Raw genomic sequence first — 25,287 nt, 5'->3', positions numbered from 1 at the left:
TCAATAGTGTTGGAATGCGGAACGATAATAAAGTCCGGCAAGCATGCCGCGTGGAGAAAGCAATGCAGAAGCAATATACAAACTGCCCGCACTCAGGATGATCGCCGGCCCTGACGGGAGAGCGAAATGATAGGAGAGAAGCAATCCGGCAAAGCTGGCAAAGATGCCAATGGCAACAGCAAGAAAACACATGGCAGAGAGACGACGGCACCAAAACCGTGCTGTGATCGCCGGAACCATCATCATGCCAACCGATAAGAGCGTGCCAAGTGTTTGAAAGCCGCCAACAAGATTAAAAACGGTCAGGCCGATAAACACGAAATGCATGGGGCCACCCAATCGGGAAACCGATTGGAAAAAGGCGCTATCGATACAATCAGCAAATAAAGCCCGCCAAAACAGCGACAGCGTTACAACTGTGACCAAGCTTATAGAAGCGATGAGGATCATGCCATCCTGTGTTGCGGCCAAGACAGATCCGAAGAGAAGATGGAGCAGGTCAATGTTGGAACCTCGTAGAGAAATCATCAACACTCCCAACGCCAAGGACATCAGGTAGAGCGCAGCCATTGATGCATCTTCTTTTTGAACAGTCATCCGCGAGACCGTTCCAGCACCGATTGCAACAAGAGCACCGGCAATTAATCCGCCTATCGTCATCGGGATGAGTTCAAGTCCGAAAAAGAGGAACGCGACGGCGACACCCGGAAGGATCGCATGTGACATGGCATCGCCGGTAAGACTCATCCGCCGCATCGTTAAAAAGACACCGACAGGACAAGCCCCCACGGCCAGCAGCACTGAACTAAAAACCGCATTGCGCATGAATTGGAACTCGACAAACGGTTCCATCAAAACATGCCAAAGATGATCGATCATGACATTCCCGACACTGGATGAGATTGAATGGATCGCAATGTCTTTCTGCACGCTTTGTCCATTGCAAAGCTGTCTGGCCAATCAGATACCTTTTCCTGCTGATGCTGGGACAGAACCGTTTGTGTTGGTCCCCATGCAAAACCATATTGGCCAAGCAACAATGTTTGAGGGAAGTATCGCTTGACCAATTCGAGATCATGAACGGCAACTAAAACCGTCCTGCCTTCATTGCGCCATTGCATAATAAGTTTAAGCAGCTGGGACACAGTTTGACCATCCATTGCGTTGAATGGTTCATCGAGCAAAATGAGATCAGCGTTTTGAATGACAACGCGGGCAAACAAAACACGCTGTAATTGACCGCCGGATAAGGCGTTTATTGTCCGCTCAGCAAACCCATCAAGCCCGACTGTCGCTAGTGCCTTGGCTATTTGTTCTCTGGCTGCCTTTCCATGTCGCCGCCATAAACCAAATTGCTGCCAAAGCCCTGTCGACACAAGATCACTGACAGTCGCGGGAAAATGCCGGTCAATCGTATTGGCTTGCGAAAGATAGGCAATCCTGGTTGGACACGATATGTCGATTTCACCCGAAAGCGGTTTCAGCAAACCGGCCAGTCCTTTTAAAAGTGTAGACTTTCCCACCCCGTTCGGCCCGATCAAAGCCGTAAGAGAACCCGCTTCAATCGCGCCGCTAATCGGTGAGAATGCCTGTTTGCCGTTATATCCAAGCGAAACATCGTTTAAGTTGACACGCATCGTATTCAAGATAGTCTCCGGTTCTTCACCGGATAGATATATGTTACATTATAACATATCGTCAAATCTTTTTTGAGCGTATAAGGTGTTTATCCGAAGGTGCAGTTGCGCTGTATCAAACGTTGAACAGGTGTATAACACCAAGTTTAGCTGGCTACTTAAGCAATCGTAGCTATCGGTTTTACTATTCATGAGACCCGTTTTTGGTTTTCACAAAATCGTGCGTTGGAGATAAGAACAACCACGCCCGTATCTCCTTATCCTAAATTGCGTTAAGCCGCGCCTTGCAACAAGCCATGCGGATCAAGAACGAACTTTACTGCTGCGCCTTTATCAAAGGTCTCATAGCCTTGTGCCGCTTGTTCAAGCGGGATGATTTTTGCATTGACGATATCGGCTATAGGCAAACGGTCGTGCAAAATCGCCTGCATAAGCTGCCGGTTATATTTCAGAGCTGGTGTCTGGCCGGTATGAAGGGACTGTGCTTTCGCCCAGCCAAGCCCAAAACGCAAAGAAAGGCTGCCATGTTGCGCCGCAGTATCCTTGGCACCTGGATCTTCCGTCACATATAGACCGGGAATTCCTATGGAGCCGGCAGCGCGGGTGATATCCATCATCTGGTTCAACACAGTGGCAGGCTGTTCTCCTCCCGAGCGTTCCCGCGCTTCAAAACCAACCGCATCAATGGCTGCATCGACCTCATTGGTGTTGATTATTTGCGCAATCATATCGCCAAGATTATCACCTTGCGCAAGATCGACTGGCTCGAATCCAACCTTTTTGGCATGTGCCAAACGCTCTTTGTTGAAATCACCCACCATCACGACGGCCGCACCCAATATTTGCGCTGAAGCCGCAGCCGCCAAACCAACGGGGCCTGCGCCCGCTACATAGACCGTTGATCCCACTCCGACACCAGCTTTAAGCGCTGCGTGAAAACCCGTCGGCAGAATGTCTGACAGCATAGTCAGATCACGGATTTTCGCCATAGCCTGATCACGGTCTGGAAATTTCAGAAGGTTGAAATCCGCATAGGGGATCATGACGTATTTCGCCTGTCCTCCTACCCAGCCGCCCATATCGACATAGCCATAGGCACCGCCTGCCCGTGACGGATTTACCGTCAAACAAACACCGGTATCCTGCTCGCGGCAACAACGACAGCGACCACAGGCAACGTTGAAGGGCACCGAAACAATATCTCCAATGGACAGCATTTCCACGTCACTGCCTTTTTCAATAACCTCGCCGGTGATTTCATGACCCAGCACAAGTCCGGGCATGGCGGTCGTGCGTCCACGTACCATATGTTGATCTGATCCACATATATTGGTTGAGATGACCTTTAATATCACACCATGATCCAAACGGCGTCCGTCCGGCGCTTCAAATTTAGGATCGCCAATGTCCCGCACTTCGACTTTGCCCGGCTTAAGATAAACCACTCCACGATTTTTACCCATGTTCTCCTCCTGATTGCTATGGATCCGCCTTTTCAGAAAGAGGCGGAATACCTCATACGCAGTTGATGCGTTCAAGACGGTGAGCATGCACCTTACCTGCTGTGACAGCCATCCTGATTGCGACCCATCATGTCGCATATGCCATGCGTTTGAAGATTGGCGTGATGTGGGGATTTGCGCAAGCAATCGCGTTGTTTCTAAAGGCTGTCTTGTAAATGAAGCCAAGTCAGCATTGAATGGCTGAAACAACATAAAAAAGGTTGAACATCGTTATGTTCAACCTTCAATGATAAATATTCTACTTGATAAAAATCGAATAGAACTGAACTATTTCCGCTACAACCGATTATTCCACCATAAGCTGCATAAGCCTATAGATTCATTGATAAATCGGAAACCGTTTGCACAGTGTTCTCACCTCTTGCAAAACCTGTCCTTCGATCGTTCTATCTCCTTCGGGGCCAGCCTTCGCCAATGCGTCAATGACCTTCAAGATCAATTCGCCGATGACTTGAAATTCATCTTCGCCAAAGCCGCGTGTGGTGCCGGCAGAGGTCCCAAGTCTTACACCGGATGTTATCGCCGGCTTTTCAGGATCAAACGGAATGGCATTTTTATTGCAGGTGAGTCCGGCACGTTCCAGCGCATGTTCTGCATCACGCCCTTTGACACCTTTAGGCCGAAGATCGACCAGCATCAAATGGCAATCTGTTCCGCCTGATACGATATCAAGGCCGCCTTTTATCAAAGTATTGCTTAAACGTTGGGCATTGGCGACAACCTGTTTTGCATAGGTTTTAAAAGCCGGAGCGAGCGCTTCTTGAAAAGCAACCGCTTTGGCTGCTATAACATGCATCAGCGGGCCGCCTTGATTGCCCGGAAAAACTGCCGAATTGATCTTTTTTGCCAATGCCTCGTCATTGGTCAAAATCATACCACCGCGCGGGCCACGTAATGTTTTATGGGTTGTTGTCGTTACAATATGGGCGTGGGGCACCGGATCAGGATAAACTCCTGCTGCAACCAATCCCGCATAATGGGCCATATCAACCATGAGATATGCACCCACCTTATCCGCAATAGCGCGGAAAGCAGCAAAATTAATCGCCCGCGGATAGGCTGACGCTCCGGCAACGATCAATTTCGGCTTTGTTGCCAATGCCTTTTCAAGCACCGCATCATAGTCGATACGGTGATCGGTTTCGCTCACTTCATAGCTCACGACATCAAACCATTTGCCCGACATTGTCACCGGAGAGCCATGGGTAAGATGGCCGCCATGGGCAAGCGACATCCCCATGATACGGTCGCCGGGCTGCAGTAGGGCAAAAAATACAGCCTGATTGGCTTGCGCACCGGAATGCGGCTGCACATTGGCAAACTGCGCACCAAAGAGTTGCTTTGCCCGTTCAATGGCCAAAGTTTCGACCTGATCGACAAATTCGCATCCACCATAATAGCGTTTGCCTGGATAGCCTTCGGCATATTTATTGGTCAGCACCGAACCTTGTGCCAGAAGCACATCACGCGACACAATATTTTCGGACGCTATCAGTTCAATCTGGTTTTGCTGGCGGTCGAGTTCCCGATCAATTGCAGCAGCAATGGCATCGTCCTTCAATATGTTGACAAGTTTCATCCGTTTTCTCCCCTGAACTGTTTTGTTTATTGATTGAAAGCCATAAAAGCGTTTTCCAAAAAGTGTGAAGCGAATCCGCAGGAAAATTGAATTACCGGATCAATTCTCTATCCTGCTCCTATCGGATAAAAAAACTGCTTAAACAATGGATTAGAGCGTCGATCTGATCTGATGAGATCGACGCTCTAAATATCGAGTTCGATTTCCTTGCCCACCACATTCAACAAGTGCCAAACATGGCCAACATAGGAATTCCAGACTTCAATGCGGAAAGCATTTTCATCGTCGTGAAGCAAAATGATCTGGCTTTTATCGATCAAAGTACGACAGCCTGTCCCGACAGGCATTTTATCGATATCAAAGGCAATTGCGGCTTGCAGCAGGTAAGCAGCTTTTTCACCTTCAATAATAATACTGACTTCACGATGGCTGACATCGACAAGACTGTGAATGGTCTTTTGATAGAGTTCCGCAAACGCTGCTTCGATATCGTCTATCTCGCTGATATCCGCCAGAAGGAACCATTCATCAGGCCCGACACAAAGGGCCGTCCTGGTCCCCTGCATCGCCATATCACCAATCTTTTTGGGCAATTTGACCCCGAAGGTTTTAGAAGCCGCAGCAAGGTCTTTCGAGTCTATCCGCAGGCTGAAACGCGCCACATCAGTCAAAAGACCAAGCTTGAGCGAAGGGCCAAAACGGGCATCACGATTGGCATGATCCATCGGTAGTGATTGTTGCAACATTGGCGCGCTCCTAAGCATTGATACGGGTATTTTCAGGATCGACAAAAACCGTCTCAGTCACTTTCGCGGTGATGGTTTTGTCTGCCATGGGAATATGGACCGTCTGCCCCATAAGGCTCCGACCACCTTCAATAACGGCCAGCGCAATGGAACGGTGCAACGTCTCGCTCCAATAGGATGATGTGACATGGCCAACCATCTTCATTGGAACCGGCTGGTTGGGATTGAGCACGATTTGCGCGCCCTCTTCCATAATTGTTTCCGGCTCGTCGGTCAGCAATCCGACAAGCTGTTTGCGGTCAGATTTCAGCATGTCAGGCCGGGTTAGCGACCGCTTGCCCACAAAGTCGACCTTGTTCTTGCCTATTGCCCAGCCAAGTCCGGCATCATCCGGCGTAACCGTGCCGTCCGTATCTTGCCCGACAATGATATAGCCCTTTTCCGCACGCAAAACGTGCATGGTTTCGGTGCCATAAGCCGTGATATCGTAAGCCTGCCCCGCTTGCCAGATTTTTTCCCAAATTGCACGGCCAAAACGGGCCGGAACATTGACCTCGTAGCCACGCTCACCGGTAAAGCTCATGCGGAAAAGGCGAGTTGGCACACCGCATATCTTACCTAGCGCTACCGACATATGGGGAAACGCCTCGTCAGAAAGATCAATGCCCTCTATCAGCTCTTGCAACAGATTGCGCGAGTTGGGCCCGTTTAACGCAATGGTTGCCCATTGCTCGGTTGTGGATGTCAGCCAAACCTTCAAGTCTGGCCACTCGGTCTGGAGATAGTCCTCCATCATATTAAGAACACGCGCGGCACCGCCTGTGGTTGTTGTCACGTGGAAGCGATCTTGGCTTATTCTTCCCACAACACCGTCGTCACGGATAAATCCATCTTCCCCGAGCAACACACCGTAACGGCAGCGGCCCGGAGCAAGTTTCAACCAAGGATTGGTATACATACGGTTCATGAATTCCGCTGCATCAGGCCCGACGATCTCGATCTTGCCAAGGGTCGAGGCGTCAAAAATTCCAAGTGAACGGCGGATTGCGGCACATTCACGCGCGACTGCCTTGTGCATATCCTCACCGGAAAGTGGGAAATACCAAGCACGCCGCCAAAGCGATACAGGTTCAAACTCAGCGCCGTTTTCTTCTGCCCAACTGTCGATCGTGGTCTTGCGCGTCACCTCGAACAATTCGCCGCGATTATAGCCGCAAAAGGTTCCAAAGCTTGTTGGCGTATAAGGTGGCCTGAAAGTTGTCAGTCCCACTTGCGGCGCGGGCCGGTGGACGGCATCCGACGCAATTGCCAGACCATTAATGTTGGATATCTTGCCCTGATCCGTTGCCATACCATTGGTGGTATAGCGTTTGATATGTTCAATGGATTTGAAGCCCTCACGCACCGCCAATCGGATATCTTTGGCCGTGACATCATTTTGGAAATCAACAAAGGCCTTGGCTTTTCCCGCATCTTTATCGGTCGGCAATTCGCGTTGGCTTACACCTTGGAGTGAAAGTTCTCCCGTCACGGCATATTGCGTCGGCTTGGCCTTGTAACCGGCTTTTTCAGCGGCCAAAGCACCGGCAGCGGCTCCTTCCGACAAAGCAGGTCCAAGACCAAAGTTGCCATTTCCGGCACCAACACATTGGCACGCCTCGGTATATTCATCCGGCACGAACATTTGTTTATCTTCCAACCATTTAAGCGTGCCCTTGGTATGGGAAAAAAGGTGCAAGGTAGGCGTCCATCCACCGCTCATCAAAAGCGCGTCACAGACAATAGACGTTGCGGCACCTTTGGCTTTACCGATCGGCTTTGCCCGCACCGCGTTGATGCGCTTACGCCCCTTGGTACCGGTTACCGTCCAGCCGATATAGGTTTCTATACCCAGTTCATCAGCGGTTTTCCGCAACTGGTCCTGCACATCAGAGCGCAGATCAATAATGGCTTGCACACGAACCCCTGCCCGCGCCAAATCAAAGGCAGCCAACCATGCACCATCATGAGACGTCACGACTGCAGGCTGGTTACCGACCTTGACACCATAACGGTTGAGATAGGTACGCGCCGCACCTGCCAACATGACACCGGGCCGGTCGTTACCATCAAAAACCAATGGCTTTTCAATCGCTCCCTGTGCAAGGACAACCCGTTTGGCACGGACCTTCAACATGCGCTCCCGCGGTGCGCCAGTGGGCGATACTGGCAAATGATCGCTCAAACGTTGGCATAAACCGATGAAATTTTGATGATAGTAACCAATCGCCGTCGTTCGGCGCAAACACGTGACGTTTGGCAAAGCTTCAAGCTCTTGAAGGGCATCCTTCAACCATTCAGCAGCAGGTTTGCCGTCAATGTCACTGTCCGTCTCACTGAGAAGCGAACCACCAAATTCTGCATGTTCGTCAACCAGCAAAAGCTTCGCCCCACTGCGTGCAACATCCAAGGCGCTGGCAATGCCAGATGGACCCGAACCGACAACCAGGACATCGTAATGGGCAAAGCGGCTGGCATAAATATCAGGGTCACTCTCAGTGGGTGATTTTCCAAGTCCCGCGGCACCGCGAATAAAAGGCTCGTAAAACTTGTCCCAGAAAGACTTCGGCCACATGAATGTTTTATAGTAGAATCCGGCTGAAAACAGCATATAGAACGCGTCATTGATGGCACCGACATCAAAGTCCAAAGATGGCCAATGATTTTGGCTGGTTGTGGTCAGACCCGGATAGATTTCTTGCACCGTCGCCCGTGTATTCGGTTCAAAACGGCCATGACCGCGATGCGTACCAACAAGTGCATTAGGCTCTTCCGATCCGGCGGAAAGAATACCGCGGGGACGATGGTATTTAAATGAACGGCCAACAAGGTGAACTCCATTTGCCAGCAATGCTGAAGCAACGGTATCGCCCTCATAACCGTGATAGGTTTTTCCGTTGAAGGAAAACTGAACGGGCTTGCTGGTATCAACCCGCCCTTTGCCGGAAATACGATAGGTATTCATGCTTCGGCTCCTTCGATTTCGGCTTTGAACTGTTGCAGCTTGTCTTCATCTGGCCGGGCAATACCCGTTTTATAGGTGACAACGAATTTATCCGAAACGGTGTCACGCACAGCATTAAAAAAACGACCACAACCAAATTGATGACGCCAGCGCTCATAGTGTAAACCACGTGGGTTTGACCTTGTGTAGAGATGGTCGCGCCATTCTTCGTCGCTTAGTTCGGCGGGATTTAAAGGGCGGGCAATATGCGCTTCGCCTGCATAAGTAAATTCGACCTCGGGACGTTCTGCCTGACAATAAGGGCATTTAATAAGAAGCATGGTCATTCCCCCTAATGTGCTACGGCAGCAGCTGCTGCCTCGTCAATCAAACGGCCCGTCTTGAAACGTTCGAGAGAAAACGGTGCATTGATCGGATGCGGTTCGTCACGGGCAATTGTATGGGCAAAGACATTGGCCGAACCCGGTGTCGCCTTGAAACCACCCGTCCCCCAGCCGCAGTTAAGATATAGTCCTTGCACCGGCGTTTTACCGATAATCGGCGAGCGGTCGGGGGTAACATCAACAATGCCACCCCATTTGCGCAGCATGCGCATACGGTTGAATATCGGGCATATTTCGATAATAGCGGAGATCGTATGTTCAATAAGCGGCAAGCCGCCACGCTGGCTATAGGACGTATATTGATCCGTTCCCGAACCAATCACCAGTTCCCCTTTATCGGATTGCGAAATATAGGCATGGACCGTGTTCGACATAACGACACAAGGAAATACCGGTTTCACCGGCTCTGATACCAAGGCTTGAAGCGGAAAGCTTTCCAAAGGCAGACGGACACCAGCGGTATCCATCACCACCGATGTATTACCGGCGGCTGACACACCAACCTTTTTGGCTTTGATGAAACCTTTTGCTGTCTCTACACCTAAAACCCTGCCGCTTGCATCGCGGCGGATTGCCGTGACCGGACAATTTTGAATAATATCGACACCGCGGGCAGCCGCTCCGCGGGCAAAGCCCCAAGCCACCGCATCATGGCGCGCAACACCACCGCGTTTCTGCAAAGCACCACCAAGTATCGGATAGCGCGCTTGCGGCGAGATATTAAGGGGCGGGCAGTATTCTTTGACCTCTTGTGGTGTCAACCATTCATTATCGACACCATTGAGACGGTTGGAATGGATATGCCGTTTGAAACTTTGAATGTCGTGAATATTATGCGCAAGCATCAATACGCCGCGTTGCGAGAACATGACGTTGTAATTCAGGTCCTGCGACAGACCTTCCCATAATTTTACCGCATGATCGAACAATGCGGCACTTTCATCATAAAGATAATTGGAGCGGATAATGGTGGTGTTACGTCCGGTATTGCCGCCGCCAAGCCAACCCTTATCAATCACCGCGACATTGGTGATACCATGTTCCTTGGCAAGATAGTAGGCCGCACCCAAACCATGGCCGCCCGCGCCGACTATGATGACATCATATTCCGCCTTCGGTTCACTATCGGGCCATTGCGGCTGCCAATTTTTGTTGCCGGTGAGCGCATTGGATAAAAGCGCGGCTGCAGAAAAGCGCTTCATGGCTTATTCCCCTGATTATGAATAGTTGGGAAATAATGACACAAGCCCATAAATTAAATAGGACGATTGCGACACTTCAAACGCATTCTAACGACATCGACAATGAGAATAGCCACGCTGCCTGATCCGGTTTGCGGATTATCAAAATTCAAGCATGCACCATGCGCATTTCGTGTGGTGTCGCGTTGAAATGCCGGCGGAACATTCGGCTGAGATGGGATGAATCGCAAAAGCCGCAATCGACAGCAATCGATGCAACCGGTTTATCCGTCGTTTCCAATAGATGGCGGGCAAATGTCAGTCTGACAGCCATAAAAGCTGCCTGTGGCGAAGTTGCCAGCGCCTGCTGAAAGTGCCGCTCGATCTGGCGTTTGCTATTTCCCAATTTCTTCGCGATGGCCTCGATCGACATAGGGGTATCAATATTTTGTTGCATGATTAACAAGGCACGCCGCACCAGCGTGTTTTCTGTCTTGAATTCCAGCGGGATACCCGGTTGCGGCTTTTCCGCCTTCTGCGCATCATCGATGATCATAATATGCAGGCTTTTATTGGATTGGGCGCGGCCAACATGTTTTTCGACCAGATAGGCGGCAAGGTGGGCCGAACTAATACCGCCGGAACACGTCAGCCGGTCTCTATCGACGATGAATATTTGGTCTGAAACCGGCAACAAACCATCAAATTGTTCAAGAAAATCATTGTAGTGAAACCAGCTTACGCAACACCGATAGCCTTGCATCAATCCTGCTTTGTGCAGAATAAAGGCACCGGTGCAAACACCAATAAGCGGCACGCCTTTTGCCGCCGCAAGATGCAGGTAATCCGTATAAGCAGCATCGAGATTGGGAATGGAGTCAATCAATCCGCCAACAACAACGATGTAATCGAATTTTTTGGGATCTCCCAACCTTTCCTGCGGCTGGACATTGACACCACAACTGGACTGTATCGGGCTCATCGTATTAGATAGAATTGACCAATCGCAGAGAATGCGTCGTGAACGGTCACCCTCATCGGCCGCAAGCCTGAGCACATCGACAAAATTGGCAAATGCGCAGAGCGTAAACCGCTTTGCCAATATAAAGCCGACAGACAGGCGCGGTTTTTTATGATCATCACCTGAGCTTGCATGATACGGCTGTAATTTGTGACCGGATTTTGTGGTTTGTTGATCCATTGCAGCCTCCCCCTTATGCATTTTTGTCATATGATTATGATTATTTGACGCATATATTCTGTTTATTTCCCCGAAATAGCAATAGCTCTGTTTCTAATGAACTTCAAAATACAATGAAGATAGAACGGGAACGTCAAACAAAAGGGGATGATCATGAAAGTGTTGGTTCCGATAAAACGGGTTGTCGACTTTAATGTCAAAATCCGGGTCAAGGACGATCGTTCAGATGTTGACTTGTCGCACGTCAAAATGTCGATGAATCCCTTTGACGAAATTTCTGTCGAAGAGGCTATTAGGCTCAAAGAGGCGGGAATAGCCGACGAAGTCATCGTGATGACCATTGGCGGTTCGCAATCGCAAGATGTATTACGCACGGCCTTGGCGATGGGTGCCGATCGCGCCATCCTGATCAAGACTGATATCGGGATAGAACCTCTATCAGTGGCAAAACTTATTACCGAAGTCGCCCGACAAGAAAAGCCGGATTTGGTCATTGTGGGAAAACAGGCCATTGATGATGATTGCAACCAGACAGGGCAGATGGTTTCTGCTCTGCTTGAATGGCCACAGGCAACCTTTGCATCAAAGCTTTTAGTGGCGAATGGCATAGCAACCGTCACGCGGGAGGTGGATGGCGGCTTACAAACGATCGAAGTCGAGCTTCCCGCGGTCATCACGGTTGACTTGCGTTTAAACGAACCGCGCTACGCATCATTGCCCAATATCATGAAAGCCAAGAAAAAGCCGTTAGACGAAAGGCTGCCAACGGATTACGGCGTCGACATCAAAGCGCGGTTGAAGATAATTTCTGTTGACGAGCCTGCAACACGTCCTGCCGGGATAAAGGTGGCCAATGTCACCCAGCTTCTTGAACGTTTGAAACAAGACGTCAGGATCATCTAAAGGGAGAATGGTCATGTCAGTCCTGCTTATGAGCGAACACGATCACTGTAAACTATCAGAGCAAACCGCACGTTGTCTTAACGCCGCGCTGCAAATATCATCTCGTGTCGATATTCTTGTTGTTGGAAAAGATACTGCATATGTGGCAGAAGCGGCAAGCTGTCTCGAAGGTGTCAACAAGGTTATCCGTGTTGACAATCCGCTCTTCGAACATCAATTGGCGGAAAATCTTGCCATGCTTGTGACCTCGCTTGCTGCCAATTATGATAGCCTTATCGCACCCGCTTCAACCACTTGGAAAAGCGCCATGCCGCGCGTCGCTGCGATGCTTGATGTCATGCAGATATCCGAAATCGTTGCCGTGGTCGACAGCGATACATTCAAGCGTCCGATCTATGCCGGCAATGCGATACAGACCCTTCAATCGACTGATAAAACAAAAGTCATAACCGTTCGTTATTCCGCTTTTGAGCCAGCAGCCAAAGCCGCGGAAAATTGTCCTATCGAAATCAAAGATCGCAGTTGGCCGGATGACAGGCGCTCAAGATTTATAGCCAATGATTTTTCGCAAAGCGAACGGCCTGAACTGGGATCTGCTCGCATCGTTATTTCCGGCGGCAGGGCTTTAGGTTCTGCTGAAGAATTCGCGCAGATGATCCTGCCTGTCGCCGATAGACTTGGCGCGGCAGTTGGCGCCTCAAGGGCAGCGGTGGATGCCGGTTTTGCGCCCAATGATTGGCAAGTGGGACAGACCGGAAAAATCGTGGCACCCGATCTCTATATTGCCTGTGGGATTTCGGGTGCAATCCAACACTTGGCGGGCATGAAGGATTCCCGAACGATCGTGGCAATCAACAAAGATCCCGAGGCTCCGATATTCCAGATTGCCGATTACGGACTTGTCGGCGACCTTTTTGAAATCCTACCTGAATTTTTACGCGGCCTCGATTGACACAACAAATGGGAGAAACGACAGTGGCAGAGAATTCCTACATCTTGAAGCTGACATGTGACGATAAACCAGGCATCGTTTCAGCCATCACAACCGCTTTGGCGTCATGCGGTGCCAATATAGCGGAATCCAACCAGTATTGGGATCGGCAGACCAACCATTTTTTTCTCAGGATCGCATTCAGCGTACCTTCGGAAATCAGCCGCGAACGGCTTGAACTCTCACTCAAACCTTCTATTGACCGTTATGATATGAATCTCAAGCTTGATGCAAGCGAAAGACGACCGAAAATCATCATCATGGTCTCGAAATTCGATCATGCCATGCTTCATCTGCTTTATCAGATTAAAGTTGGTTGGCTGAATGCCGAAGTGGTTGCCATTGTTTCCAACCATGAGGATGCAAGACCCACAGCGGAACATGAGGACATTCTGTTTTATTGTTGGAAGGTCGATAAAGAAAACAAGTCGGAACAGGAAGAACTGCTGTTGAAATTGGTTCAAGAAACCGGTGCTGAACTCGTTATCCTTGCGCGATATATGCAGGTTTTATCAAATGATATTTCCAACCGTCTTTTCGGTATGATCATTAATATACATCACTCTTTTCTACCAAGCTTCAAGGGCGCAAAACCTTATCATCAAGCGCATGAACGCGGTGTCAAACTCATCGGCGCGACGGCTCACTATGTCACGCCAGCTCTTGACGAAGGCCCGATCATCGAGCAGGAAACGGAAAGAGTAAGCCACGCCATGTCTTCAGATGATTTTGTGGCATCCGGGCGCGATATTGAATCGCGCGTCTTGGCTCGGGCTGTCAAATATCACCTGGAAGGCAGGGTCATGCTCAACAAGCATAAAACCGTAGTCTTCACGCAGTGAAACAAGCGGCATGGTTCATTTCTGCACGCTGGAGATGGTATGCCGCCTCGCCCACAACAGAAACCCTTGACAAGCGGCACAGCTTGGGCAGATGAAGCTCGTGTTGCAATGAACACGTGTAAGAAAAAGATCACAAGATCCAAGTGCTTTCGAAGCTTGAGATTTCGTTCAGCAATTCAGAATTTCGACCCCACATGATCCCTTGACCTGACACGATGAGGATGGCCAATCATCCACATTGAACCGATTAGACCAGCGTCCTGAACTGATGAATTGCAGAAAAAACACGAATAGACGAATTGCGACATTTATAATCATTCTAATGTCGTTTGAATGCAAGTTCCCATGATAAAATTCACATTATACTCCACTTAGGGAACAAAAAAACGGAGTATAAAAATGGGAGCTTTTCCAGCAAAAGCCAAGGTCGTTATTATTGGTCTTGGCGGGATAGTGGGAGCATCTGTAGCCCATCATCTGATTGAACGTGGGTGGGAGGACATTGTTGGCATTGATAAATCCGGCATCCCGACAGATATTGGCTCGACGGCCCATGCTTCAGACTTTTGTTATGCCACCAGCCACGATTTTCTGACGACATGGACAACGCTCTACTCGATCGATTTCTTTGAAAAAATGGGGCATTATTCGCGTATCGGCGGCGTTGAAGTTGCTAGAAACGATGATGATGCCCGTATGCAGGAGCTGCGCCGCAAGGTCGATTCCGGTAAAGCATTTGGAACGCGTGCAAAGATAATCAGTCCCCGTGAGGCGAAAGAGAAATTTCCATTACTTGAGGAAGACCTCATACAAGGTGCATTGTGGGATCCCGATGCAGGGCTGGTAATACCACGTTCGCAAACCGTTGCTGGAAAGCTTGTGGATCAGGGTATGGCAGATGGAAAGCTGATGGCTTTTGCCAATACGTCAGCCCAATCACTCATAACCGAAAACGGCCGCATCAAAGGTGTGGTTACAAGCCGTGGCACGATATATGCTGACCATGTTATTGTCTGCACCGGCCTTTGGGGGCGATTGATTGCCGAAATGGCGAAAGAAGACCTTCCAATTATGCCAATTGACCACCCGTTGACCTTTTTCGGGCCTTATAAGCAGTTTGAAAATACCGGCTTGGAAATTGGTTATCCTTTAATGCGCGACCAAGGTAACTCGGCCTATATGCGTGATACGGGCGACCCCAAAACCGCCGAAGGCGGACAAATAGAATGGGGTTACTATGAGGAAGAACATCCTCGTCTTGTCCATCCTCGCGATTTGCTGGAGAAAGAACAGGCGCGTCTTTCACCATCGCAGCGTGATCTCGATATGGAGCAAATACTGGCCCCCTTGGAAAAAGCCATGGAACTCACCCCTATTTTGGGTGAACTTGGCTATAATGAAGGTCACTCATTCAACGGCCTGTTGCAGGTTACAACCGATAATGGCCCATCTATAGGCGAAAGCCAGAAATTACGCGGCCTATGGTATTGTGTCGGCATATGGGTCAAGGATGGCCCGGGCATGGGAAAACTTCTTGCCGACTGGATGACCGACGGACGCACGGCCATTGACCACAGCAGCATAGATTACTCCCGTTTTAATCAATTCCAGTTCGACGCCAAATATATTGAAGAACGTTGCACGGAAACTGCGATGAAAGTTTATAACCCGCCGGTCCATCCGCGAGAGCCTTTTTCCGGCGGCAGGAACATAAGGCGCTCGCCCTTTTATGCGCGTGAAAAAGAGCTGGGCGGATATTTTATGGAGCTGGGCGGCTGGGAGCGAGCCCATGGCTACCGCGCCAATGAGCATCTTCTGGAAAAATACGCCGATCGAGTTCCCGTGCGCAACAATGAATGGGATAACCGACATTTTTGGCGCGTATCCAATGCCGAACATTTGGAGTTGAGCGAAAATTGCGGTTTGATCAACCTCTCCCACTTTTATATTTGCGATATTGCCGGGCCAGATCACGTTGCAATGATGGAATGGCTTTGCGCGGCGAAAATTGGTGGCGATAACAATATCGGTAAAGGCATCTACACCCACTTCCTTGACGATGAGGGCATGGTGCGTGCTGACTTCACAATTATTCGTATGCCCGACCGCTGCCGCATGATCAATGGGGCCGATGCCGGCCCGCGCGACTACCACTACATGCGTCGTATAGCGCAAGACAAAGGTTTCGATGTCACCATCACCGATGTCAGCGAAAAATATATCACCATCGGCATATGGGGCCCGAATGCGCGCAAAACGCTTCAAAAAGTGGTCCAACAACCAGAAGAGCTTGAAGCTGAGGCATTTCCTTTCGCGGCCATCCGGCCGATAAGAATTGCTGACAAGGATGTTACCGCTTTTCGTATATCCTATGTCGGTGAGCAAGGATGGGAATTGCATATGGCCTATGAAGATGGTCTGGCGGTTTGGGATGCTTTACGGGCAACCGGTATTATTGCAGTTGGCGTCGAGACCTATGCCAATACGCGCCGTATGGAAAAAAGCTTGCGGTTGCAAAACGCTGATCTGCTGACCGAATATAATCTGCTGGAAGCCGATTTGGCGCGACCGAAAGTCAAGGAAGCAGAGTTTCGCGGCAAAGCAAAACACCTTGAATACAAAGCCCGCGACCACCAACCGGCCATGCTTTGCACCCTTATTATGACGGAAAATACCGATCACGCCGGTGTTGCACGCTACCCTGTCGGACGCCTACCGGTGATGGACCCGCAAACCGATGAAACACTAGTCGACACACTCGGACGGCGTTCCTACACGACGTCTATCGCCTATGGGCCGAGTATCGGCAAAAACATTGCATTGGCTTATTTGCCTTGGGATTATTGCCAACAAGGGCGTAAGCTCAAAATCGAATATATGGGCGAAAGCTATCCGGTTGAAGTCGCCGCTGTTGGCTATAAGCCGCTTTATGACGCAGAAAACTTGAAACCACGGAGTTAAACAGTTTATAATTAATACAAAACAAAAAAATAAAACGGGAACACCATAATATTAATATAATTGTTAAAAATGGGAGCGATTATATTGGTTGAGGAAATAAGATATAAGTATAAAGAGTTCATATTCTATCTTATGCCGGAATTTACTTTATTGGCCTTTTCTTCGGCTGTGGAGGCATTGCGGCTTGCCAATTACATTGTAGGGTATGAACTTTATCGATGGCGAACAGTATCGCTTGACGGTGACAAAGTAAAATCGAGCTGCGGCATTGCGTTGGATTGCACCAGCAGCCTGAGCAATGAAGTACGCCTGACAGGTTATGCCGACGAGACATTTATGGCTGTAATCTGCGGCGGCATGAATATTGAGCGTCATTATAACAAACAAATCGGTGTCTGGCTGCGAAAATGCCGCCAAAACAATGTCGCGGTTGCAAGCCTTTGTACCGGTGCCCATGTTTTGGCCAAAGCAGACCTTTTGATCGACAAGAAATGTGTCATTCATTGGGAAAATATTCCAAGCTTCATGGAACAGTTTAGCAACGCGTCGGTGCAAGCCCGCCTGTTTGAAGTTGACAGTTCGGTACACACATGTGCGGGCGGCATGGCCGCGTTTGACATGCTGTTACACTTCATCCGTCAAGACTGTGACGACAGCGTTGTAGCACGCATATGCGAGCAAGCCATTGTTGATAAAGTCAGGAACATCGATGACAAACAGCGGTTGCCGTTTTCTTCTGCCTCTCTTCGCCATCATCCGACTGTAACCAAATTGATTGAAAAGATGCAGGAAACAATCTCCGAGCCTGTACCGGTCGATAGGCTGATGCTTGACCTAGGATTAACACGGCGGCAGATCGAACGGCATTTCCGCACTGAAATGAAAATATCGCCGGCGCGTTATTATATGCGGCTGCGGCTCGAACGGGCAAGATTGCTGCTACAGCACATGGATATGCCGATTATCGAAATAGCCATTGCCAGCGGTTTTTCTTCCGCATCCCATTTTTCAAAAAGTTATCGCGAGGTTTATGGCTGCTCGCCACATGAAGCACGCAAGACGAAACAAACGATCATAGCAACACGGAGTTGATTGCAAAGAAACACTGCCCCGGCTGCGGCTTCCTCGCAGTCCACAAAACGGTTGGTCCATGAAGACCACACCAAAAGGTTCTGGTTCATCGGTGGTGCCAGCAACCAAGGATAAGATTCACCGAAAGAGGAGAAGCAACATGAAAAATAAGATGGGAAAAGTATGTCTTTTGTTCGGCATTAGTCTTTGCACCATGGAATCTGCGCAGGCCAGTTGCGGTTCTGTAACGATTGCCAGCATGAATTGGCAAAGTTCCGACGTATTGTCCAATCTCGATAAATTCATTCTGGAAAACGGCTATGATTGCAGCGTGTCCGTCATTACAAGTGATACGGTGCCCGCATTCACATCTATGGTGGAAAAAGATAAACCCGATATTGCATCGGAGGGATGGGTTGATCTGGTTCCTGAAGTTTTACAAAGAGGTTTAGATGATAAAAAGCTCATAGTAGCTGGGAATGCGCTTGCTGATGGCGGACAGCAAGGGTGGTTTATTCCCAAATACATCATTGATGCGCATCCTGATATCAAAACAGTCAGTGATGCATTAAAACATCCAGAGCTTTTCCCCTCTCCCGAAGATCCATCCAAAGGTGCAATCTACAACGCTCCACAAGGCTATGGCGGTGCTGTCGTCACCGCGCAGCTATACAAGGCCTATCAAGCTGAGAAAGCGGGTTTTATCTTGATAGACTCAGGTTCGGCGGCAGGTCTCGATGGTTCAATGTCGCGCGCCTATGAAAACAAACAGGGCTGGCTTGGTTTCTATTGGGAGCCGACATCAATGCTTGGGCGCTACGAAATGGTACGCCTTATGCCGGAAATACCGTTCGACGAGGCTGAATGGAAGCGCTGCACCGCCAATCCCCAATGCCCCGACCCCAAGCCGAATAGCTGGCCGGTTGATCGCGTGCAAACAGTTGTCACGGCAAGTTTTGCCAATCGGGTGGATGCACCTGTCATGGATTATTTGAAAACGCGCTCGTGGCAAAATGATACTGTCAATGCTTTGCTTGCCTGGATGACAGAAAATCAGGCCACCGGAGATGACGGGGCGCGATATTTCCTGCAAAACCACTCGGATATTTGGAAAAAATGGGTTTCCGAAGATGCCGCAAAGAAAATTGAACGCGCTTTATAGTCGTATAGCCTGACCACTTTTCCTAAGCCACGAATTGGCGGCGAACGGTGGTGGCCATACCGCCTTACCAAGCCCTGTGTCAGGAAAGATGAGGGGATGCAATATGGACTGGTTTTGGAAATTTCCGCATATGAGCGACAATTGGCTACGCGCCCTGCGGTTGACAATCGACAGTCATTTTCGTGACTTTACCCGATCCTATGGCGGATTTATCGAAATGCTTTTCGAGCCGCTAAGATTGTTGTTGGTCCAGTCGGAATGGATCATGCTGAAGACCCCGTGGATGATCGTGATTATGGTTATCGCCTTTTTAGCTTGGCTGGCCAGCCGGCGTGTTTCCATCGTTATCGGCACCATCGTCATCTTTCTCCTGATCGGCTATTTCGATATGTGGGAAGACACGATGCGTACCGTCTCCATGATATTTGTCTGCACGGTCATCGCGTTGGCACTCGGTATTCCGATCGGCATTTGGATGGCCCGTTCCAACAGGGCAAGAAGCTTTTTCAATCCTATTCTCGACGTCATGCAGACATTGCCGAGTTTTGTGTATCTGATACCGGTTGTGATGCTTTTGGGCATTGGCCGTGTTCCGGGGCTTATCGCTGTTGTTATCTATGCCATACCGCCGATTATCCGTCTGACCAATCATGGAATCCGTATGGTGGACGAGGAAGTTTTGGAAGCGGCAGACGCCTTTGGCTCATCGTCATGGCAAAAGCTCTGGAAGGTGCAACTGCCCCTGGCATTACCGACGATTATGACCGGTATAAACCAGACAATCATGATGGCGCTTGCGATGGTAGTAATCGCTTCGATGATTGGCGTTCAAGGGCTTGGACAACCGGTGCTTCGTGCCATTAACAATCAATATTTTACCCTCGGCATTTTTAACGGGCTGGCCATTGTCGGCATCGCTATTGTTTTCGATCGTATCACGCAGGCGCTGGGCAAGCGTTTGCAAAAACATCAGGAGCAGACGCATGGGTGATTACGTTGAAAACCAGTATGGTATCGAGATCAAAGGACTGTCGAAAATATTCGGCCCTGATCAAGCAAAGATAATTCCGCTTCTCTCCCAAGGTATCACTAAAAAGCAGCTGTTGGATGACTATGGCCACGTTTTAGGGCTCAACAATATCAACATCAAAATGCCCGCTGGCGGTATTCAAGTTATCATGGGACTTTCGGGGTCGGGAAAATCAACTCTCATTCGCCATATCAACCGTCTTGTGGACCCCAGCATCGGTGAAGTATTGGTGGGGGGCGATGATGTCGTAAAAATGTCTGCAAGACAACTACGTGAATTTCGACGCCATAAGACAGCGATGGTCTTTCAAAAATTCGCGCTGCTGCCGCATCGCACGGTTTTGGAAAATACCGTTTATGGTTTGGAGATACAGGGCATCCAGCGAGAAAAGCAAAACCGAGCAGCAGCCCACTGGCTGGAACGTGTCGGGCTTTCGGGATTTGAAAACAGTTATCCAAACCAGCTTTCCGGCGGTATGCAACAGCGTGTTGGCCTCGCGCGTGCATTGACCAACGATGCGCCAATTTTGTTGATGGACGAAGCTTTTTCAGCACTTGATCCACTCATCCGCGTCGACATGCAGACAATTTTGCTCGATTTGCAAAAGGAGATCCGAAAAACAATTGTTTTCATCACCCATGATCTCGACGAAGCACTCAGACTTGGCGACCATATTGCCATTTTGCGTGACGGTGAAGTGATACAACAGGGGACGGGACAAGAAATTGTGCTCAATCCGGTTGATGATTACATTATGAGTTTTGTGCGCCACGTCAATCGCGGCAAGGTTATCCAGGTTGAATCGATTATGGAAAAGCAGACCGGCATAGCTGTTGAAAATGCCGTTCGCATAAAAGCCGGCACGCTGCTTGAAGAGGCGGCATCGCAACTGATGAAAACCGGTAAGAATGCAGTCGTTGTTGTGGATGAAAAAGGGACGATGCTTGGCGCAATCAGCCTGCAAATATTGCTCAATGCCATGTTGACGCAAGACGAAGGTCAAAAAGAAATTGAGAGTGTTTTTCGAAAAATGTGAAGTACATCCATGGGGAAATCGATTCACAGGATCGTTTTCTTATCCCATGATTATCGGATAAAAAACGCGGAATAAAAAGGATGAGAGCGTCGATCCGATCCAATCAGATCGAAAAGCGTTTTAAGCCGGCGAGTTGTCTTTTTACGGCAAGAAAATGTCGTAAACTTGTAATCCGCCAAGCCACTTCTCTGCTAGATTATAACCATTCAAAAGTCCGGACATGAACAGTACTTCATGAACCGGACAATCAGTGGAACAGCCGCGACAGGCCATATGCCTGCAAGGCAAAACAACCGGTTTGCAGCGCGATAGATTTCGACGCTTCAGCTCTTGGAGGAGAAGATAAAATGGACGTTCAAAAGGACATGCTCAATCTCATCCGCTCGCGGAAAGAAGGCTATTCGCTGCCGCAACCTTTTTACGTCGATCCAGATTTTTTCAAAGTGGATATGGAGCAGATTTGGTATCGCGATTGGCTCTTTGTCGGACATGATTGCGAACTCCCCAAAACAGGCAATTTCATCACTGTTCAAATCGGTGATTATCCGGTGGTGATCGTACGTGACCGCCATGGGCAAATTAATGCCTTTCATAATTCCTGCCGCCATCGCGGCAGTCGCGTCTGTACCACAGCCAAAGGTTCAACGGCCAAGCTTGTGTGCCCCTATCATCAGTGGACTTATGATCTTGATGGAAAACTGCTTTTTGCCCGCCAAATGGCGGATTGCTTCAAACCCGAAGAGCATTCACTGAAACCGGTAGCGTGTGAAACCGTAGCCGGTTACATTTTTATTTGCCTGGCTAAGGAACCGGCCGATTTCAAGCCTTTCGCCACGATGATGGAGCCTTATTTCGCGCCGCACCACCTTAAAGATACCAAGGTCGCATTTGAATCGACCATCTACGAAAAAGGCAATTGGAAGCTTGTCTGGGAGAACAATCGTGAATGCTATCACTGTGCGGGTAACCATCCTGAATTATGCAAGACCTATCCTGAAGCGCCGACCGTGACGGGCGTTAGCGGCGGCCAAGATGACCCGGATATGGTTGCCTTGTGGAATGACTGCGAAGCGTCCGGTCTGCCGGCGAAGTTTGTAATGGATGATGACGGACAATATCGCACGGCCCGCGCGCCGTTAATTGCCGATGCTGTCAGCTATACGATGTCGGGCAAGGCGGCTGTCAAACGGCGGCTGTCGGATGATGTCAAGATAGACCGCATCGGCACGTTGCTGCTTTTCCATTACCCCACAACCTGGAACCATGTACTCATTGACCATGCTGTGACATTTCGCGTCATTCCGGTCAGTGTCACCGAGACCGCCGTGACAACAAAATGGCTGGTTCATAAAGATGCCGTTGAAGGCGTCGATTACGACCTTGAAGAATTGATCAAAGTCTGGACGGCAACCAATGATCAAGATCGCCAGATTGTGGAAGAAAATGCCTATGGCATACAGTCACCTGCCTATGAGCCCGGCCCTTATTCGCAAGTCCATGAGGGCGGGGTCATACAATTTGTCGATTGGTACGCAAACTTTTTAGAAGATCGGCTTACCGGCGGCACCGGAAAAACATTGATGCGCGCTGTCGCGTAGCGCGTTAAGCTAAACAAGCAGGGTGACATCAATGGAAGCCTATCTGCATCTCGACGAGATGGAACCGTGGAACGACCGCTTGCAGATGTTGCAAGTGGTCAGCATTGTTGACGAGGCGTCGGACGTCAAAACCTTCACCTTTCGTTCTGACGCGCAAACATGGTTCAAATATAAGCCCGGTCAATTCATCACCTTAGAACTGCCGGTCAGGGGAGAAACGCTGCTTCGGACTTACACATTATCTTCTACGCCTTCACGTCCTTTATCCATTGCCGTCACCGTTAAAGCACAGCCGGATAGTATCGGATCGCGCTGGATGTTTGACAATGTGAAACAAGGCGATTTCTTGAAAGCCTATGGGCCCGCCGGTCAGTTTACCCATTTCACCTATCCCGCATCCAAATATCTTTTTATCTCGGCCGGTTCGGGTGTAACGCCCCTCATGTCGATGCTACGCTGGTTTGCAGACTGTGCGCCCGCAACCGACATTAATTTCGTCCATTGCGCCCGCTACGCCGAGGATATTCTATTTCATAAAGAATTGGATTTATTGTGGAACAGAATGCCATGCTTGTCACTGGCGTTTCTTGTACAACAACGTTCGTCGAAACAAAGCTGGTCTGGGCATATTGGAAAGATCGATGCGACGCGGCTTCCAGTTTTATGCCCTGATTTTCGCGAAAGGGAGGTTTTCTGCTGTGGACCGGAACCCTTCATGCAGCTTGTACAGGGACTGTTGGAAGATGCCGGTTTTGACATGCAACACTATCATCAGGAGAGTTTCAACAGCCCAGTGGCTGAAGAAACAGTCATACCTTTACCTGTTGATGCTGCTGCAATAATCGAAAGAGATGAAGCAGAGGGATTTGCGGTGCATTTCCTGACATCAGATGTCGATGGGCAGTGTTTGCCGGGACAAACCATTTTACAAGCAGCACGGGCAGCCGGTGTTCGTATTCCGGCAGCATGCGAAAATGGTCTTTGCGGCACATGCAAGACACGCAAAATTTCCGGTGAGGTGGATATGCAGCATAATGGTGGAATTCTCGATGAAGAGGTGGAGGACGGCTATATTCTTGCTTGCTGTTCACGCCCTTTGAGCGCTGTGGAAGTGGAGGCTTAAACAGATGGCAGGGAGGAAAAAGTTTTGCCTGAAAATACGATAGAAAGCAGCGGTTATGAGCCTCGGGAAAGCATGTCGTTTGATGTTGTGATTGTGGGTGGCGGGCCTGCCGGTCTTTCAGCATCGATCCGCTTGAAACAACTTCATCCCGATCTCTCGGTTGTGGTGCTTGAAAAAGGTGCCGAGATCGGTGCGCATATTCTGTCCGGCGCTGTTGTCGACCCGGTGGGGATGGATGCCCTGTTGCCCGATTGGCGTGACGATGAAAGCCATCCGTTTAAAACACCGGTGCGCGAAGACCACTTCCTGCAATTGACCGCCACCAAAGCCAAGCGTCTGCCCAACAGCCTGATGCCTAAAATGCTTTCCAACCATGGCTGCTATATCGTATCGCTTGGCAATGTCTGCCGCTTCCTTGCCCACCGTGCCGAAGCGCTCGGTGTCGAGATCTATCCGGGGTTTGCCGCTGTCGAAGTGCTTTACGATGACAAGGGGGCCGTCATCGGTGTTGCAACCGGTGACATGGGGGTGGAAAAGGATGGAAGCCACGGCCCCAACTACATGCGCGGTATGGAGCTCCTTGGCAAATACACCTTGATTGGCGAAGGTGCACGCGGTTCCCTTGCCAAACAGCTGATCAAACGCTTCGAGCTTGATAAAGGCCGCGAGCCGCAAAAATACGGGCTTGGCATCAAGGAGCTTTGGCAGATTGATCCGGCCAAACATCAGGCCGGACTGGTGCAGCACTCATCCGGCTGGCCGCTGGATAATGACACCGGTGGCGGCTCGTTTCTCTATCATCTGGAAGACAATCAGGTGGCGGTGGGCTTTGTTGTCCATCTGAATTACAAAAACCCTTATCTGTCGCCGTTTGAAGAGTTCCAGCGGTTTAAAACCCATCCGGCAATTCGCGAGACCTTTGCCGGTGCCAAACGTATTTCCTATGGTGCACGGACCATTACCGAGGGTGGCTATCAATCCGTACCGAAGCTGACCTTTGCCGGCGGGGCATTGATTGGCTGTTCGGCGGGTTTTGTCAATCTGCCGCGCATCAAGGGGTCGCATAATGCCATTTTGTCAGGGCTTTATGCGGCAGACCATCTGGCCCGTGCGATTGCTGACGGGCGTGCCCATGATGAAGTGGAAGAGATCGAGACGACATGGCGCGATAGCCTGATTGGCAAAGACCTTTACAAGGTCCGCAATGCCAAGCCGCTATGGTCGAAATACGGGACGGCTAAAGGCATCCGGCTTGCCGGTTTCGACATGTGGTGCCAATCATTGTTTGGCTTTTCCTTTTTTGGAACAATGAGCCA

The 25,287-nt window shown here is 49.7% G+C and carries 20 protein-coding genes; 11 read left to right on the top strand and 9 right to left on the bottom strand.

Going from position 1 to position 25,287, the window contains the following annotated elements; all coding sequences use genetic code 11:
• The 9 genes from ACYSNS_RS13965 to ACYSNS_RS13925 form a co-directional block, all read right to left on the bottom strand.
• The gene (locus ACYSNS_RS13965) at nt 1-879 is read right to left on the bottom strand and encodes a metal ABC transporter permease (protein ID WP_461723787.1); all 879 of its coding nucleotides are present in this window, start codon (nt 877-879) and stop codon (nt 1-3) included.
• Nucleotides 876-1,637 carry a zinc ABC transporter ATP-binding protein AztA gene (gene aztA, locus ACYSNS_RS13960; RefSeq protein WP_461723802.1) on the bottom strand — a complete coding sequence of 254 codons (762 nt, stop codon included), beginning with the start codon at nt 1,635-1,637 and terminating at the stop codon, nt 876-878. Before aztA ends, ACYSNS_RS13965 begins: the two co-directional genes overlap by 4 nt.
• Nucleotides 1,638-1,909: 272 nt before the next feature.
• Nucleotides 1,910-3,100: a formaldehyde dehydrogenase, glutathione-independent gene (gene fdhA, locus ACYSNS_RS13955; RefSeq protein ID WP_461723786.1), complete on the bottom strand. Its 1,191-nt coding sequence runs from the start codon at nt 3,098-3,100 to the stop codon at nt 1,910-1,912.
• A 379-nt stretch (nt 3,101-3,479) separates the two neighbouring features.
• A complete protein-coding gene (gene glyA / locus ACYSNS_RS13950) occupies nt 3,480-4,739 on the bottom strand; it encodes a serine hydroxymethyltransferase (protein ID WP_461723785.1) in 1,260 nt (419 codons plus the stop codon).
• Nucleotides 4,740-4,924: 185 nt separating this feature from the next.
• On the bottom strand, nt 4,925-5,485 hold the full coding sequence (locus tag ACYSNS_RS13945; RefSeq protein WP_461723784.1) for a sarcosine oxidase subunit gamma family protein: 561 nt from the start codon (nt 5,483-5,485) through the stop codon (nt 4,925-4,927).
• A 10-nt stretch (nt 5,486-5,495) separates the two neighbouring features.
• Nucleotides 5,496-8,489, bottom strand: coding sequence for a sarcosine oxidase subunit alpha (locus ACYSNS_RS13940; RefSeq protein ID WP_461723783.1), 2,994 nt, complete (start codon nt 8,487-8,489; stop codon nt 5,496-5,498).
• Complete coding sequence (locus ACYSNS_RS13935; protein WP_461723782.1) at nt 8,486-8,809, bottom strand: sarcosine oxidase subunit delta; 324 nt, start codon at nt 8,807-8,809, stop codon at nt 8,486-8,488. The genes ACYSNS_RS13940 and ACYSNS_RS13935 overlap by 4 nt, the downstream gene beginning before the upstream one ends.
• Nucleotides 8,810-8,820: 11 nt before the next feature.
• Nucleotides 8,821-10,074, bottom strand: coding sequence for a sarcosine oxidase subunit beta family protein (locus ACYSNS_RS13930; protein ID WP_461723781.1), 1,254 nt, complete (start codon nt 10,072-10,074; stop codon nt 8,821-8,823).
• Between the two features lie 148 nt (nt 10,075-10,222).
• Complete coding sequence (locus ACYSNS_RS13925) at nt 10,223-11,254, bottom strand: GlxA family transcriptional regulator (RefSeq protein ID WP_461723780.1); 1,032 nt, start codon at nt 11,252-11,254, stop codon at nt 10,223-10,225.
• A 153-nt stretch (nt 11,255-11,407) separates the two neighbouring features.
• Between ACYSNS_RS13925 and ACYSNS_RS13920 the strand changes: the two genes are divergently transcribed.
• From ACYSNS_RS13920 to ACYSNS_RS13870, 11 genes are all read left to right on the top strand, one after another.
• Entirely contained in the window at nt 11,408-12,157 is a 750-nt protein-coding gene (locus ACYSNS_RS13920) for an electron transfer flavoprotein subunit beta/FixA family protein (protein ID WP_461723779.1), read from the top strand.
• Nucleotides 12,158-12,170: 13 nt separating this feature from the next.
• Nucleotides 12,171-13,109, top strand: a complete 939-nt coding sequence (locus ACYSNS_RS13915) for an electron transfer flavoprotein subunit alpha/FixB family protein (protein ID WP_461723778.1) — start codon at nt 12,171-12,173, stop codon at nt 13,107-13,109.
• 8 nt (nt 13,110-13,117) lie between these two features.
• Nucleotides 13,118-13,990: a formyltetrahydrofolate deformylase gene (purU, locus tag ACYSNS_RS13910; protein ID WP_461723777.1), complete on the top strand. Its 873-nt coding sequence runs from the start codon at nt 13,118-13,120 to the stop codon at nt 13,988-13,990.
• Between the two features lie 399 nt (nt 13,991-14,389).
• Nucleotides 14,390-16,951, top strand: a complete 2,562-nt coding sequence (locus tag ACYSNS_RS13905; RefSeq protein ID WP_461723776.1) for a GcvT family protein — start codon at nt 14,390-14,392, stop codon at nt 16,949-16,951.
• Between the two features lie 84 nt (nt 16,952-17,035).
• Nucleotides 17,036-18,043: a GlxA family transcriptional regulator gene (locus tag ACYSNS_RS13900; RefSeq protein ID WP_461723775.1), complete on the top strand. Its 1,008-nt coding sequence runs from the start codon at nt 17,036-17,038 to the stop codon at nt 18,041-18,043.
• Nucleotides 18,044-18,182: 139 nt separating this feature from the next.
• Nucleotides 18,183-19,184 (top strand): ABC transporter substrate-binding protein, encoded by a 1,002-nt coding sequence (locus ACYSNS_RS13895; protein WP_461723774.1) that lies wholly within the window; start codon nt 18,183-18,185, stop codon nt 19,182-19,184.
• Nucleotides 19,185-19,287: 103 nt separating this feature from the next.
• Nucleotides 19,288-20,175 (top strand): ABC transporter permease, encoded by an 888-nt coding sequence (locus ACYSNS_RS13890; RefSeq protein ID WP_461723773.1) that lies wholly within the window; start codon nt 19,288-19,290, stop codon nt 20,173-20,175.
• A complete protein-coding gene (locus tag ACYSNS_RS13885) occupies nt 20,168-21,250 on the top strand; it encodes a quaternary amine ABC transporter ATP-binding protein (RefSeq protein WP_461723772.1) in 1,083 nt (360 codons plus the stop codon). Before ACYSNS_RS13890 ends, ACYSNS_RS13885 begins: the two co-directional genes overlap by 8 nt.
• Nucleotides 21,251-21,597: 347 nt before the next feature.
• Nucleotides 21,598-22,848 carry an aromatic ring-hydroxylating oxygenase subunit alpha gene (locus tag ACYSNS_RS13880; protein WP_461723771.1) on the top strand — a complete coding sequence of 417 codons (1,251 nt, stop codon included), beginning with the start codon at nt 21,598-21,600 and terminating at the stop codon, nt 22,846-22,848.
• Nucleotides 22,849-22,879: 31 nt separating this feature from the next.
• Nucleotides 22,880-23,971, top strand: coding sequence for an FAD-binding oxidoreductase (locus ACYSNS_RS13875; protein WP_461723770.1), 1,092 nt, complete (start codon nt 22,880-22,882; stop codon nt 23,969-23,971).
• 72 nt (nt 23,972-24,043) lie between these two features.
• Nucleotides 24,044-25,287: NAD(P)/FAD-dependent oxidoreductase (locus ACYSNS_RS13870; protein WP_461723801.1), on the top strand; the 1,244-nt coding region annotated here is incomplete at its 3' end.

Source organism: Bartonella sp. LJL80, from assembly GCF_054871565.1.
This window is presented reverse-complemented; position numbering and strand designations above follow the sequence as displayed.